Origin of the sequence: Hyphococcus formosus, from assembly GCF_046736345.1 — a bacterium.
Lineage (GTDB): Bacteria > Pseudomonadota > Alphaproteobacteria > Caulobacterales > Parvularculaceae > Hyphococcus > Hyphococcus formosus.
This window is the reverse complement of the sequence record NZ_CP157210.1, coordinates 447731-462061: the sequence shown is the minus strand read 5'-3', so window position 1 is coordinate 462061 and position 14331 is coordinate 447731. Positions and strand designations below refer to the sequence as shown.

The 14331-nt window shown below is 52.2% G+C and carries 15 protein-coding genes and 1 tRNA gene; 8 read left to right on the top strand and 8 right to left on the bottom strand.

Annotation, left to right across the window (positions count from 1 at the left end):
- Positions 1 to 39 precede the first annotated feature (39 nt).
- From ABFZ83_RS02150 to ABFZ83_RS02120, 7 genes are all read left to right on the top strand, one after another.
- A complete protein-coding gene (locus ABFZ83_RS02150; protein ID WP_411817792.1) occupies positions 40 to 804 on the top strand; it encodes an arginyltransferase in 765 nt (254 codons plus the stop codon).
- 111 nt (positions 805 to 915) lie between these two features.
- A complete protein-coding gene (locus ABFZ83_RS02145) occupies positions 916 to 1257 on the top strand; it encodes a hypothetical protein (protein ID WP_411817791.1) in 342 nt (113 codons plus the stop codon).
- Between the two features lie 49 nt (positions 1258 to 1306).
- Positions 1307 to 2422, top strand: a complete 1116-nt coding sequence (locus ABFZ83_RS02140) for a TRAP transporter substrate-binding protein (RefSeq protein ID WP_411817790.1) — start codon at positions 1307 to 1309, stop codon at positions 2420 to 2422.
- A gap of 1 nt (position 2423) precedes the next feature.
- Positions 2424 to 3191, top strand: coding sequence for a TRAP transporter small permease subunit (locus ABFZ83_RS02135; RefSeq protein WP_411817789.1), 768 nt, complete (start codon positions 2424 to 2426; stop codon positions 3189 to 3191).
- Positions 3191 to 4813: a TRAP transporter large permease gene (locus ABFZ83_RS02130; RefSeq protein ID WP_411817788.1), complete on the top strand. Its 1623-nt coding sequence runs from the start codon at positions 3191 to 3193 to the stop codon at positions 4811 to 4813. The genes ABFZ83_RS02135 and ABFZ83_RS02130 overlap by 1 nt, the downstream gene beginning before the upstream one ends.
- A 113-nt stretch (positions 4814 to 4926) precedes the next feature.
- Positions 4927 to 5946 (top strand): lipid A deacylase LpxR family protein, encoded by a 1020-nt coding sequence (locus ABFZ83_RS02125; RefSeq protein WP_411817787.1) that lies wholly within the window; start codon positions 4927 to 4929, stop codon positions 5944 to 5946.
- A gap of 214 nt (positions 5947 to 6160) precedes the next feature.
- Entirely contained in the window at positions 6161 to 7000 is an 840-nt protein-coding gene (locus ABFZ83_RS02120; RefSeq protein ID WP_411817786.1) for a GntR family transcriptional regulator, read from the top strand.
- A 62-nt stretch (positions 7001 to 7062) separates the two neighbouring features.
- Here ABFZ83_RS02120 and ABFZ83_RS02115 read toward each other — a convergent pair.
- The 7 genes from ABFZ83_RS02115 to ABFZ83_RS02085 form a co-directional block, all read right to left on the bottom strand.
- Positions 7063 to 7139 (bottom strand) — tRNA-Met (locus ABFZ83_RS02115).
- 163 nt (positions 7140 to 7302) lie between these two features.
- On the bottom strand, positions 7303 to 8412 hold the full coding sequence (locus ABFZ83_RS02110) for an NAD(P)/FAD-dependent oxidoreductase (RefSeq protein WP_411817785.1): 1110 nt from the start codon (positions 8410 to 8412) through the stop codon (positions 7303 to 7305).
- A 6-nt stretch (positions 8413 to 8418) separates the two neighbouring features.
- Positions 8419 to 8787 carry a YkgJ family cysteine cluster protein gene (locus tag ABFZ83_RS02105; RefSeq protein WP_411817784.1) on the bottom strand — a complete coding sequence of 123 codons (369 nt, stop codon included), beginning with the start codon at positions 8785 to 8787 and terminating at the stop codon, positions 8419 to 8421.
- Positions 8788 to 8805: 18 nt separating this feature from the next.
- Positions 8806 to 9228: an N-acetyltransferase family protein gene (locus ABFZ83_RS02100; RefSeq protein ID WP_411817783.1), complete on the bottom strand. Its 423-nt coding sequence runs from the start codon at positions 9226 to 9228 to the stop codon at positions 8806 to 8808.
- A 14-nt stretch (positions 9229 to 9242) separates the two neighbouring features.
- Entirely contained in the window at positions 9243 to 10418 is a 1176-nt protein-coding gene (mnmA, locus tag ABFZ83_RS02095; RefSeq protein WP_411817782.1) for a tRNA 2-thiouridine(34) synthase MnmA, read from the bottom strand.
- A 75-nt stretch (positions 10419 to 10493) separates the two neighbouring features.
- The gene (gene hemA / locus ABFZ83_RS02090; RefSeq protein WP_411817781.1) at positions 10494 to 11708 is read right to left on the bottom strand and encodes a 5-aminolevulinate synthase; all 1215 of its coding nucleotides are present in this window, start codon (positions 11706 to 11708) and stop codon (positions 10494 to 10496) included.
- A 221-nt stretch (positions 11709 to 11929) separates the two neighbouring features.
- On the bottom strand, positions 11930 to 12460 hold the full coding sequence (locus ABFZ83_RS02085) for a MarR family winged helix-turn-helix transcriptional regulator (protein WP_411817780.1): 531 nt from the start codon (positions 12458 to 12460) through the stop codon (positions 11930 to 11932).
- A 143-nt stretch (positions 12461 to 12603) separates the two neighbouring features.
- On the opposite strand from ABFZ83_RS02085, the gene hemB reads away from it, so the two are divergent.
- The gene (gene hemB / locus ABFZ83_RS02080; protein ID WP_411817779.1) at positions 12604 to 13611 is read left to right on the top strand and encodes a porphobilinogen synthase; all 1008 of its coding nucleotides are present in this window, start codon (positions 12604 to 12606) and stop codon (positions 13609 to 13611) included.
- Here hemB and ABFZ83_RS02075 read toward each other — a convergent pair whose 3' ends face one another.
- The gene (locus tag ABFZ83_RS02075; protein ID WP_411817778.1) at positions 13612 to 14313 is read right to left on the bottom strand and encodes a hypothetical protein; all 702 of its coding nucleotides are present in this window, start codon (positions 14311 to 14313) and stop codon (positions 13612 to 13614) included.
- Positions 14314 to 14331 lie beyond the last annotated feature (18 nt).

Here is a 14331-nt window from a genome sequence, read left to right as displayed (position 1 = left end):
CTAATCGCCCGCTAAGGTTTATCCCCTAAGTTGGATGTTATGAGTAATGAAGATTTCGCGCGACGGTTCGGAATTGACGGTGGTGAGTTTTATATCACCGCGCCGGCACCCTGCCCTTACCTGAAGGGCCAAAAAGAACGGAAGATCTTCTCCTACCTATCCGGAGAAGGTGCACCAAGTACCAATGCCTTGCTGACGCGTCGTGGTTTTCGGCGTTCCCAAAACCTGATTTATCTTCCCGCCTGCGAGAGCTGCAATGCCTGCGTTCCTGTTAGAATCGTTGCGGATGACTTTGCGCTCAGCAAATCCCGCCGCCGCAATCTCGCAAAAAATGCGGACCTGATCCGTCGGATCCGTCCACCGCGGGCGACCAGCGAACAATTTTCGATGTTACGTGGCTATCTCGACACCCGCCATAGCGACGGGGGCATGGCCGAAATGACAGTGCTCGATTATGCGTCCATGGTCGAAGAGACGTCGGTCGACACGATGATCATCGAATATCGCATCCTTGACGAGGAAACCGGTGATGAACGCCTGATCGGAGCCGCGCTCAGTGACCGGCTCACCGACGGCCTTTCAATGGTTTACAGCTTCTTTGAGCCAGATGAGAGCGCACGCGGCTTGGGTAAATTCATGGTGCTCGATCATGTCGCTTTAGCGCGTGAGCTTGAATTGCCTTATGTCTATCTGGGATATTGGGTCAACGGATCTCCAAAGATGGACTACAAGAAAGACTTCCAACCGCTTGAGATGCTGACCTCGACCGGCTGGACGCGGATGGATCGCATTAGCCCCCGCTAATCCGAAAAAAATCACCGATGCCCACCCCAAACACTTTGCGCCCCCTGCGGCGTCGAGTACGGTGTTGCGCCCTACCCATCTGTACTGTCCGAGCGAAAAAAGGGGTCGCGCATGAGTCTGTTCAGATTTTACATTATCGGAAGCCTGATCCTTCTCTTGGGCGCGTGCACATCTGCGCCTTTTGGTTACGCTGAAAATCGTTGCACCGGCCAACAAAACCAATGCCAGGCCAATTGCACAAATATTGATAACGGCCCTGCGCGATCAGCCTGTATCCAGCGCTGCTATAGCGCTGAAAATGCCTGCACGATAAATGGCTATGATGGTGCTGGTTCGTCGATGGCCATTGAAGATTCTATTGGGGCAAGCAAAAGCCGCGCAGAGAAAGAAGCGGATTACGAACGCTGGCGGGCAGAAAAAGCGCGGGAGCGCGCATCAGAAACAGAAAACTAACAAGAATTGACGACGAAAATACGTCGTGCCGGAGGAGACGCCACAGTCGATGATCAAAAGAAGACAACTGCTTTCAGCCGGTGCGCTGGGCGGCGCGGGTTTACTCGCTGGATGCGAATGCGGCGTACCAGCAAATGGGGGAAATATTCCCGGCTCGCTCAGGTCGCGCGAATTGAAAATGGTCACGACGTGGCCAAAAGACTTTCCCGGTCTTGGCACAATGGCAGAGCGCACCGCGCAGTTCATCACTGAAATGTCCGGCGGCGCAATGACCGTTAGGGTATTTTCCGCGGGTGAACTGGTCGGCGCATTTGAGAGTTTTGACGCCGTTTCAAATGGGGCCGCAGACCTTTATCACGGTGCAGAATATTATTGGGTTGGAAAGTCCCCTGCATTTGCGTTTTTCACCGCCGTTCCATTTGGCATGACCGCAAATGAAATCATGGCGTGGACGGAATTTGGTGGCGGCCAAGAGCTATGGGATGAGTTAGCGGCCCCATTTAACATAAAACCATTCGCTGCGGGGAATACCGGTCACCAGATGGCTGGGTGGTACAAACGCGAAATAAACTCGGTGGAAGATTTGCGCGGTATGAAAATTCGTATGCCAGGTCTTGGCGGCGATGTTATTCAACGACTGGGCGCGGCGGCAGTTGCACTCTCTGGCGGCGAAATATATCAGGCCCTTCAGTCAGGTGGCATTGATGGCACTGAGTGGGTTGGGCCTTGGAATGATCTTGCTTTCGGATTTTATCGAGAAGCCAAATATTACTATTGGCCGGGCTTTCACGAACCGGGTGCCCAATTATCAGTTGGCGTCAATCTCGACATTTGGGATGAGCTAACCCTGCAAGAAAGGTCAATTATCGAAGGGGCCTGCCACCGCGCGAACCACCTTTCCATTGCCGAATATATCCATCACAACGCCACGGCCCTTGATCAACTCGTGAACGAACATGGCGTACAGCTTCGCCAAATGCCTGATGATGTCATGGCTGCGCTTGCCCGGGAAAGTAAAATTGTTCTCGAAGAAACAGCTCAGGTGAGTGACATCGCGAAACGCATCTTCGAGAGTTACAAAACTTCGCTCGAACGGTCACAGGCGTGGAGCCGCATATCTGACGAGGCGTATATGAATATACGCCGCAACGTGTTCTCGCTCTAATATGCTGAATTTGATCGGTGATATATTCAACTGGGTGGCCGCAGGAATTTTATTTCCGGCATTATTTATTCCGCTTGCGAGATTGCTAGGCGGCAAAACCGCAACATGGATCGCGACAGTGATTGCCGTCGTATTTATGGGAATCGCATTTGCTTATCTGGTTCCTATCTTGCGAGTTGTTCCATCGTCAAATCAGTTAATCGTATTTGGAAGCTGCTTTGCCTTTCTTTCCAGCGTGATCCTAATATCCGGTGGGTTAGAAAAATTTTCGGACCGAACCGTGAAAGCAGCTGAGGAATTTGTACGCGGAACAGGCAATTTGGTGATGTGGCTTTTGATCATCATGGCGCTTGTTCAATTTGGTATTGTTGTTCTGCGCTATGTATTCGGCATCAACAAAATCTACATGCAAGAATCCATTACCTATCTACACGGAACCGTGTTCATGCTTGCCGGGGGCTATGCGCTTCTGACAAATGACCATGTCCGCGTTGATATTTTTTATGGCGAAGCGCCGGAAAAGCGCAAAGCGCTTATTGATTTTCTTGGTACTTATTTCTTGCTATTTCCGGTTTGCTTGCTGCTTCTCTGGACCGCTTCACCCTATGTCGGCAATTCTTGGGCTGTTAGCGAGGGATCTCCGCAAGGCTCCGGTATTCACGCCGTATTTCTACTCAAAAGCCTTATTCCTGCCTTCGCGCTCCTGATGATCCTCGCCGGATTCTCCATCGCATCGCGCGCCGCCGAAACGCTGAAGGGGCTCCGCTAATGGATATTATCATTGGTGACATGCAGTTTTGCATGTGCGCGGCCGCAGGTTGGCTTGATATTGCGATGGTGGTTTTCCTTTGCGCGCTTCTAATGGCGGGCTATCCGGTTGCGTTCAGTCTTGCGGGGACGGCACTCATCTTTGCCGTCATCGGACTTTCATTTGGCGTCTTTGATTTGAGTTATTTGCGGCCTTTCTCGCCGCGTATTTTTGGCTCGATTACCAATACGACGCTAATCGCCGTGCCAATGTTTGTCTTGATGGGCGTCATCCTCGAAAAGGCAAAAATTGCTGAAGAACTTTTAGAAGCAATGGCAAAATTGTTTGGCAGCTTGCGGGGGGGATTAGGGATTTCCGTTACAATCGTTGGAGCACTATTAGCGGCTTCGACAGGCATTGTCGGCGCGACGGTCGTGACTATGGGTTTACTCAGTCTGCCCACCATGTTGCGGCGCGGATATGATCCGGCTTTTGCATCCGGATCTATTGCGGCCGCGGGCACGCTTGGTCAAATCATCCCGCCATCGATTGTATTGATCCTGTTGGGCGATGTCATTTCGAACGCATACCAAAAGGCTCAACTGGATATGGGTGTGTATGCGCCCGAGACTGTTTCGGTAGGTGATTTATTCGCGGGTGCTCTCCTCCCCGGTTTATTGCTGGTTGGTATGTATCTGCTTTGGCAGGTAATCGTCGCAATACTACACCCAAAACGCGCACCCGCCATTCCAGCTCACGAAATGGGGACGCGACGCGAAGTATTCATCGATGCGCTCAAGGTTCTCCCGCCGCCATTACTATTGATCGTTGCTGTTCTTGGTTCAATTCTCGGCGGCATCGCCACACCAACAGAAGCGGCAAGCGTTGGCGCAATGGGCGCTTTATTGATTGCTGGTGCGCGCTTGGCACCAAAAGGATCGATATTGGCCGGATTGCCTGCGGTGGTCACGTCCACATTGGCGATTATCTGTTTGATCATCTTGACCGCTTTCCTCGACCTGCGTTTGGGCCGGGAAAATTTACCGCTCGCAGAAACTGCGGGGATCATTGCTGCCCTCCTGCTCTTCGCAATTACGCCGTGGGGAATTTTTGCGAGCTTACTTCAGCTTTCCAAGGCAAAAACATTGCGGCCAATCCTCGATCAAACGGCGCGTGTTACAACGATGGTTTTCACGATCCTGATTGGCGCTGCGTTATTTTCATTGGTGTTCCGCGGATTAGGCGGCGATGACACTGTGCGTCACGCATTAGAAGCGACACCAGGGGGCGTCATCGGCGCAGTCATCGCCGTCATGCTCGTGATGTTTATTCTCGGGTTTTTCCTCGATTTTATCGAAATTACACTGGTCGTCGTGCCACTTGTCGGACCACCGCTTTTGGCACTCGGGCTTGATCCGATTTGGCTCGGCGTGATGATGGCGATCAATCTCCAGACTTCGTTCCTAACACCGCCATTTGGATTTGCGTTATTTTACCTCCGAGGGGTCGCGCCGCCTGAAGTCAAAACCCGTCAAATTTATAGCGGCGCTATTCCCTATATTTTCATACAGCTATTAGCGCTGGGCCTACTTGCAGCCTACCCGCAACTTGCGACTTGGTTGCCGGGTGTCCTGTACAAATAGTCACATTCGCCTGCCGTAATTTAATCATAAATCAGTTATAGGTCGCGATTAACCTGCGCGTCGTCTCCGCGCGTGGATTAGGCTTATGGTCTTTTGTAATGTCTGGAATATTAATGCGTATCCGAATTTTCGCCGCGATTTTAATAACGATCTCGTCCGCAGCAGTACCGTCTAGCAATGCCCAAGAAACGAAGCGCGAATTTTTATCGCCCTTTGACAATAGCGGCACATGGACATTCGTCTGGGAAAACGATTATTTCGCAAATACTGATCGCAACTACACCAATGGCGTCAGGCTTTCCTACATTTCAGGTTTTAAAAAACCAAACGGGGTTTCGAAGTTCGTCGCAGAAAACATTCTGGACGCAACCGAGGACGCCGGCATAAGGCGCGGCTTTGCGATCGGACATTCAATTTTTACACCGCAAGATATTTCAACGTCTGCTCCATTGCCCGATCAACACCCCTATGCTGGTTGGCTTTATGGCGAATATACTGTCATTGTTGAGCAACAAAATGTCGTCGATCAATTCACTTTGCAGACAGGCATTGTTGGACCAAGTGCAAAAGGCGAATTCGTTCAAAACAATTGGCATAAATTAATCAATGGTGACCCAGCGAACGGGTGGGATAATCAAATCCAGGACGAATTTGGTATGGTTATCGCCTATGACCGAAAACTGCGCGCATTGTTCAACTTAGGCGATTCATCTTTCGGCGCGGATGTCACCCCGAGCTTTGGTTGGTCACTCGGCAATATCCATACAAATGCACGGGTCGGTTTAACGCTCCGTATCGGGACCGATCTGACAAATGATTATGGACCACCGCGCGTCCGCCCTTCTCTGGCAGGCAGCGGGTTCTTCGCCCCGAAAAAACGATTCAGCTGGTATGTATTTGCTGGCGCTAGCGGCACCGCAGTAGCGCACAATATTTTTCTTGATGGAAGCCTGTTCCGCGACGGCGACCCATCGGTCGATAGCAACGTTTTGTTCGGAGATTTTCAGGCCGGAATAGCGATGCAGGTGCGTCGCGTACAGTTAGCCTACACCTATGTGGTTCGGACAAAAGAATTTGCTCAGCAGGAAAGTGCTCAGGAATTTGGCGCAGTGAGCCTATCCGTCAAGTTTTGAGAATTTTTCTGGCGGTGCACAAATATGATGCGCAAAGAGCATCTAACCCCAACAGAGTCGAATAAAAACAATAAATTCAAACACATTTGGTGTTTTGACTAAACTCTACTATTAAGTAGTGGTAGTAAATTTGTTATTGTTACTTACGTAGACAACTGATGCTTTTCAAAACGCGTCAGTTGCAACTTTTACTACGCGCCCTATCGGGCACAGAATGTCAGAGACCATTGTGAAAAAGGCAGAACCGCAAGAATCGGGAAGAAAGAGTAACGGGGTCGACGCAACAGCGACAGGTTCCGGTAACAAGCGTGGTGGTGTTCCCGCTTATTACCAGCTTTACGTTCTGCTCGCGCAGCAAATTCGCGATGGCGAATATGCTGCCGAAGAAGTTTTGCCGTCAGAAAATGAGATGACAGCCCAATATGGCGTCTCTCGGATTACGGTCAGAAATGCATTACAACAACTCGAGCAAGATGGATTGGTTCGCCGTCGTCGTGGTGCCCGAACTGTTGTGCTCGATCGTGGCCCTAAGGATAATCCTCCTCTATTTGAAGGTCCGGTTGAAAATCTGCTGACGCGGGGCGTCGCCTCCAAAGTGAATAACCTCGAAATGGGCTGGACCACACCACCCAAGGACGTTAGCGAGTCACTTCGCCTGAAATTGGGCACGGAATGCTTTCACCTAAGTCGCTTACGTTACCACGGGGAGCAGCCGTTTTCGATCACGCGCCTTTTCGCAGCGCCATTTGCGATGAAGGACCTCGACACCAATAATATCAGTGACGAGCCGCTACTTTATCAAATTGAACGTACCGGCTTCCTCGCGGTCGCTGCGGATCAACTCTTGAGCGCAGTTTTGGCGCAAGGCGATACAGCCAAAAAACTCAATATTCCCATCGGATCGGCCTTAATCCAATTACGCAGAACCGTTTATGGGCGAGACAATGTCCCGTTCATGTATCATGTCAGCCTCTATCGGCCGGACCAATATGAATACAACATGCGCCTCAGCCGTGAGACGAATTCAACCCGCCCACAATGGCGACATGTCTAAGACGTGCTCAACTACGTAGCCGTCAGAATCGAAACTGCGTCAAAAAACATATGGATTAAAAATGGTAGCGGGAGGCAGATTTGAACTGCCGACCTCAGGGTTATGAATCCTGCGCTCTCACCAACTGAGCTACCCCGCCCCAAATCGGGCCAGCGCCGCTATCGCATTGCGCCGGGAGCCGTGGTCTATAGCGCTGACTGAGCGCCCCTGCAAGGCCCTCCGTCGCCGCAAATTCCGTAAATCAGATGATTTTCGACAATACCCAGTTCGCTTAGCGGCCAATAATACCTAACGCCCTGTCGCTACATTTGTTTTACAATTGAAAGCGCATGATCGGCGACAGCAAGACAGGTGGTTAATCCCGGCGATTCGATACCATAAAGCCCAAGGTAATTTGCGACACCATGCTGGGATGGATCGGAGAATAGAAAATCCCCTTCCTCGCCTGGGCCTTTCAGCTTGGGCCGAATACCTGCATATCCCGGCTGAAGTTTTGTGGCGTCGAGGTCTGGCCAAAACCGGCGCGCGGCAGCAGCAAACGAGTCCCGACGGTCAGGATCGACGTCATAATTTGTATTAGAATCAACGAAGCTGATATCTGGCCCGAGCTTCCCCTGCCCGCCCAAATCGCATGTGTAGTGAACGCCCTGACTAGCTGGTGATGGAAGCGGGTAGATGAGCCGAGAGAACGGGGCTTTCCCGGAATAAGTGAAATATTGTCCTTTTCCGTAATGCAGGGTCGGGATCGTCTTATCGGGAATACCGGCAATCGACCGTGCAACACGGTCCGACCATAAGCCGGCACAATTGATAACTAAATCGGCGGTCAAATTCATTGGTTCTTTCCCGCCGACAGATAGCTCAATCCCATTTGTCAGCACACGGCCGGATGTCACAGGTGCCGCAAGCGCCAACACGCCACCCGCATCTTCAATGTCGCCGAGCAGTGCCAGCATCAAGCCGTGACTATCAACGATACCGGATGAAGGTGATCGAATAGCCGCATCACAGGCTAAGCCCGGCTCTAATTTTTGCGCGGCGTGGCCGTCGATAATTTCCAGATCATCGACACCATTACGCTCTGCATTTGCTTTTAAGGGCAGCAATCCGGCGACTTCTTTTTCGCCAATCGCCACAAGCAATTTTCCGCATCGGCGGTGATTTACATGATGAGACCGACAGAACTCATAAAGCGCATCGCGCCCGGGCACCGCCAAGCGAGCACGCATTCCGACCGGCTTATATTGAATTCCTGCGTGTATAACTTCGGAGTTGCGAGAAGACGTTTCTTCGCCGAAGGCGTTATTTTTTTCGAGAATAATGACGTCACGACCCGCTTGGGCCAAGGCACGGGCTGTCGCGAGGCCAATAACACCCGCGCCGATTACTACGGCATCGACGCGATCAGACATCGCACTTTAGTCGGTCGTTGCTACCCATGTTGGATCGTCTTGAACCTCGCGCTCCCATTTCAGGAACTCATAATAGCCACAACGCTTTTGGGTTGGAAATTCCCGGCAAATTTTTGGCCGCGCATCATAAATCGTGCAATTGCGGGTGTCCTTGTCGAGGAACATGCACGAGGTCACAAAGTGCTCATCTTCGGTATGGCGAAGAACCCGAGGGTTTGTTTCGTCACCTTTTTTCGTGAACTTCTTTTCGGCCTGTGCCGGGGTCACCTCGAAATGTTTCGCCAGCCGTTTAATATCCGTCTTGGTTGTCGGGATATGGGTATAGGAACAGCAATAGGCTGAACATTTAAGACAATTATACAGGTTCTTGGCCATGGAATTTCCGCGCGTTTACTAAAGCTCACGCCGGTAGTGAACGAAACCGGTGAGCGTTGCAAGGTCATCATATAGGATTCGCGCTTGCTTGTTGGATTCCTCTGTAATCCAATAGACACGATGACAGTTTCGGCTGCGCGCTTCTTCAAACACTTTTTCGATTAACGCCCTGCCTACGCCGCCCCCTCGAACCGATTGGGCAACAAACAAATCTTCCAAATAACAGACATCATTTTCGGACCAGGTTGAAGGATGCAAAAGCGCATGCACAAACCCAACGAGTTGCGTGTCTTCCACCGCCACAAAAGCAAACCATTCATCATTGTCTAAGAAGCGATTGAAACTGTTGGCAGTTACCGCTTCGGGCAGATCTGAATTCTTATAAAATTCTAGATAACCTGCCCAAAGTTTCCGCCATCCGGCTTCGTCATCAACTGACAATCGCCGAATTTTGGTCATTGCTTTGCCGCCTTCGTACCCGCGATCCAGCCCCCACCCAACACGCGGTCATTTGCCGGGTCCGGTGAATAGAATACACACGCTTGGCCGGGCGCAACGCCCTCTTCAGCATCGACCAGATCTACGGCCCAGCCCGTTGGGCTTTCATCATCCCAGATTAATTTTGCGGGAGCCGGTGGCCGGGTTGATCGAACTTTCACCGCGATATCGAAGCCCGCACGCGCCGCGCTCTGACCGTCACCATCACCAATCCAGGTTACCTCTTTAAGAAAAACCCGCGAGATCATCAGGGCCTCTCGTGGCCCGACGATCACCTGGCGTTTATCTGCATCAAGACGGACGACGTATAGCGGATCACCCGTCGCGACCCCGAGGCCACGCCGTTGACCAACCGTATAGTGAATTACGCCCTGATGGCGTGCCATCACAGTACCGTCGATATGGATAATCTCACCGGGCTCGACCGCGCCGGGACGTAAACGTTCGACGACCGACGCATACTTCCCTTCCGGCACAAAACAGATGTCCTGACTGTCGGGTTTGTCAGCGACGACCAACCCCAACTCACCCGCGATCCGGCGCACCTCAGATTTTGGCATTTCGCCTAACGGGAACCGCAGATATTCAAGCTGGTCCTTGGTTGTTGAGAAAAGAAAATAGCTTTGGTCTTTCGACGCATCCGCCGCCCGGCGCATTTCTGCGCCATCTGGCCCATCGACGCGACGAATATAATGGCCCGTTGCCATCGCAACGCCGCCAAGGTCGCGGGCCGTTTCCAATAGATCTTTAAACTTCACCCGCTCATTGCACCGGACACACGGAATCGGTGTTGCACCAGCCAGATAGGTATCGGCAAAATCTTCCATTACCGCTTCGCCAAACCGGCTTTCATAATCCAGCACATAATGCGGAAAGCCCATCGCTTCGGCCACACGGCGCGCATCATGAATATCCTGACCCGCGCAGCAGGCACCTTTTTTCTGGATTGCAACGCCATGGTCGTATAGCTGCAGCGTAACCCCAACGACGTCATAACCAGAAAGCTTACAAAGCGCGGCCGTGACGGATGAATCGACACCGCCGGACATCGCGACAATCACGCGCGAGCCAGCAGGCACCCCGAGATCAATCTGCGGAGCGTTTATCGATTTTATATCAGCAAGCATCGTCATTTGGCGGAACATAGGCATTGAGGGGACCGAGTGCCAGCCCCCATAAACGCGCCCACCCTAACAATTATGGCCGATTCAGGCGGCGCGCCGCAGTTTCAGGACGTTCCAAGCGTCATCAAGCGCGTCAATCAGCCGGCCCATGAGGTCATCACCATGAAGCGGCGTCGGCGTCAGGCGCAGCCGCTCGGTGCCTTTTGGCACTGTCGGATAATTGATCGGCTGGACGTAAATACCATGCTCATCGAGCAGGTAATCCGTCACCCGCTTGCACTGCACGGGATCGCCAACCTTGACCGGCACGATATGACTGACGGATTCCATAACCGGAAGCCCCGCCTCAGCAAGCAATGCTTTAAGGCGCGCGGCGCGCTCCTGATGCTGCTCACGAAGGTGGTTCGACTCTTTCAATGTTTCGACACTGGCTAACGCACCGGCGACGAGAACAGGCGACAATGCTGTGGTGAAAATAAACCCTGATGCATACGAACGAATTGCATCAATGATCGAGGCCGTACCAGTAATGTACCCGCCCATCACACCAAATGCCTTGCCAAGCGTGCCTTCAATAATATCAATCCGGTGCGCAACATCATCGCGTTCTGCGACACCACCACCGCGCTTGCCATAAAGGCCAACCGCATGCACCTCATCCAGATAGGTGAAGGCATTATAGCGCTCGGCCAAATCGCAAATCTCCTTAAGCGGAGCAATGTCGCCGTCCATCGAATAAACAGATTCAAACGCGATCACTTTTGGGCGATCAATCGGAAGTTCGGCAAGCATCTCTTCAAGATGCTCAAGGTCATTATGCCGCCAGATACGCTTAATGGAACGGCCTGCCCGAATTCCCTCAATCATGGATGCGTGGTTCAACTCATCAGAAAGGATCACGCAATCAGGCAATATTCTTGATAGGGTCGAGAGCGTCGCCTCATTCGATACGTATCCGGATGTAAACAACAAGGCTGCTTCCTTGCCATGCAGATCCGCAAGGGCGCGCTCCAGTTTCACGTGGTAATGGGTCGTACCCGCGATATTCCGCGTTCCGCCCGCGCCAGCGCCGACACGATCAATCGCGTCCTGCATCGCGCCTACAACCGCAGGGTGTTGCCCCATCCCCAAATAATCATTTGAGCACCAGACCGTGATCTCACGCGGCTCTGCACCGCCATGATACAATGCTGTCGGAAACTTGCCCCGGATACGCTCAATATCTGCGAAAACCCGGTAGCGGCCCTCTGCTCGAACAGCTTCGACTGCCGCTCGAAATGCTTCGTTGTAATCGACCATCACACTCGCCGGGGCTCAATGCCCACATTTTCCTCAATTCAAATTACTCTTACTCAACTCCGAGCACCAATGACTAGTGCAAATGGACACCAATTCGGCGGACCGAACGACGCACAGGAATAGTAGACATAAGCGTTGATGAGACAAAAGAAAACGCGCCTTCAAATGGAGGCGCGTTGGCAGTTCACAGAGTTTATGAGAATGATTATTAGAAGCGCGTATTAGAGACGGTAACGAACCTGATCCGCCCAAAAGCGCTCAAGACGCTGAAGCGTTTTATTGGTGTCTTCGATCAACTGATTGTTAACACCGCCCACATGCTCCACTGAGGCCAATTGGCGCTGGAATAGCGCGGTAATCGCATCGCGCACCTCTAGGCCGATTTCCGTTAGCGAAACGCGCTTTGAACGGCGATCCGTGTTTGACCGCTCATCGCGGATATAGCCTTTTTCCACGAGTTGCTTGAGGTTGTAGGAGACATTTGAGCCCAAATAATGCCCACGAGAACGTAATTCTCCCGGTGTAAGCTCGGCGTCACCAATATTGTACAACAAAAGTGCCTGAACTGAATTGATGTCCGTCTGGCCTAGACGTTCCAGTTCATCCTTGATCACATCCAAGAGCTGGCGATGTAGCCGCTCCACGAGATGCAAAAGTTGAAGATAGCCGGTTTCGAGCGCCTCTGGGTCTTGGCCGACCGTATTGATGCTTTCGCCGATTACTTCTCTAATAGCCCCGTTTACTGCCATCATAAAATCTCACTCAACCAAATTTGAGTGCGTGTTATACATACGAGGTCTAAAAGCGCCGTTAAGGCCAACTGTTCAATTTGAAATCAAATTATAATGAGGGCAGTAATAGGCTTGGTTAGCAAACCGGAAACTCATAACAGAAAATGAACAAGAAACCCCTCGCCCGCTTTCCCGCCCTTCGTTTGCGCCGTCCGCGCCAAACAGACTGGTCTCGTCGACTTTACGAAGAAAACCATTTGTCAACAAATGACCTGATTTGGGCCGTATTATTAAAAGACGGAAAAAATATCCGCGAGCCAATTGCCGCTATGCCTGGCGTCTTCAGACTGTCCCCGGATGAGGCAGTTAAAGCCGCAATTGAAGCGCGAGACCTGAAGATTCCCGCTTTGGCACTCTTTCCGTACACAGATGCAGAGGGCCGGACTGAACGCGGCGAAGAGGCGATTAATCCGGATAACCTAATGTGCCGCACGGCGCGGGCGATCAAAGATGAAGTCCCCGAAATCGGATTGATGGCAGATGTCGCACTCGATCCTTACACCGATCACGGCCATGACGGCATTATGCGCGACGGCGAAATTATTAATGATGAAACTGTCGACATTCTCGTGAAACAATCGATTACGCAGGCGCAAGCGGGCTTCGATATTGTGGCACCGTCAGACATGATGGATGGCCGCGTCGGCGCAATCCGTACCGGACTGGATGCAGCCGGTTTTGCGAATGTCCAGATCATGGCCTATGCGGCGAAATATGCCTCGGCATTCTATGGGCCCTATCGCGAAGCTATTGGGTCCGCTGGCGTTCTTCAGGGAGATAAGCGGACCTACCAGATGAACCCCGCAAATTCCGATGAAGCATTACGTGAGGTCGCACTGGATCTGGCAGAAGGCGCGGATTGCGTCATGGTCAAGCCAGGCATGCCCTATCTTGATATCGTGCGGCGAGTAAAAGACGAATTCGGTGCGCCGACTTTCGTTTTCCAGGTCTCTGGCGAATACGCGATGATTAAGGCAGCGTCAGAAAACCAATGGATCGACGGTGAACGTGCAATGCTTGAATCATTATTGGCGTTCAAACGCGCTGGCGCTGATGGCATCATTACTTATTTTGCAGCAGATGCGGCGCGGCTAATCACCAAACGGCCGTAACTATCGTCCGCCGAATCCACCGCGTGGGCGCAATGGTTTCCGCAACAGCCAATAGGTGGCCAGAAAGCCAAAGGCCAATACTGAGTTGATCGAAAAACTGCCGATCATCCAGTTAAACCATGGCGCGCCTGTACCTAGGTAAATTGCCGGGAAGTAAATCAATCCGCCGATAAAGTAGCCGCCCAGCGCGCCAAACAGCGGCGCACGCCACCACCGACCACCGCCGCGGGCCACGTCATATACGCTCGCGGCCACATATTGCGCCGCCATGGCACTGGCCGTGAATGCAATGGTAAAACGCACGCTTGGCAGATCACTCGATTCGAGAACAGGCGCGAGGTAGGACAGCTCTGCAAAAACCGCCACCGCAGCTAGGCCCCATGCCGCAGTCACCGCGCGCGATGCCTCGTCACCACCGAACCGCCGCGAAAAGAGAATCACGATCAGCGGGACGAAGGCCATGATAAACAATCCACGCGACAACCAATTGGATGGCCGTGAGGCAATCGCATCCCCCACAAATCGATCAAAGACATATACGGGAATATCAACCGTCAGCATTGAGGCCAGCATCACGGGCAGCATGATGGCTGCAAGCGCTGCGAGCCTAAGGAGCGCAACAAAAAGCGCGCCAGAATGGCGCGCCAAGCGTTGCATCGCAGTTTCACGAGGTTGATGCTTTTCGACAGCCGCTTCCATCATGCCCTACCGATTAGGCCA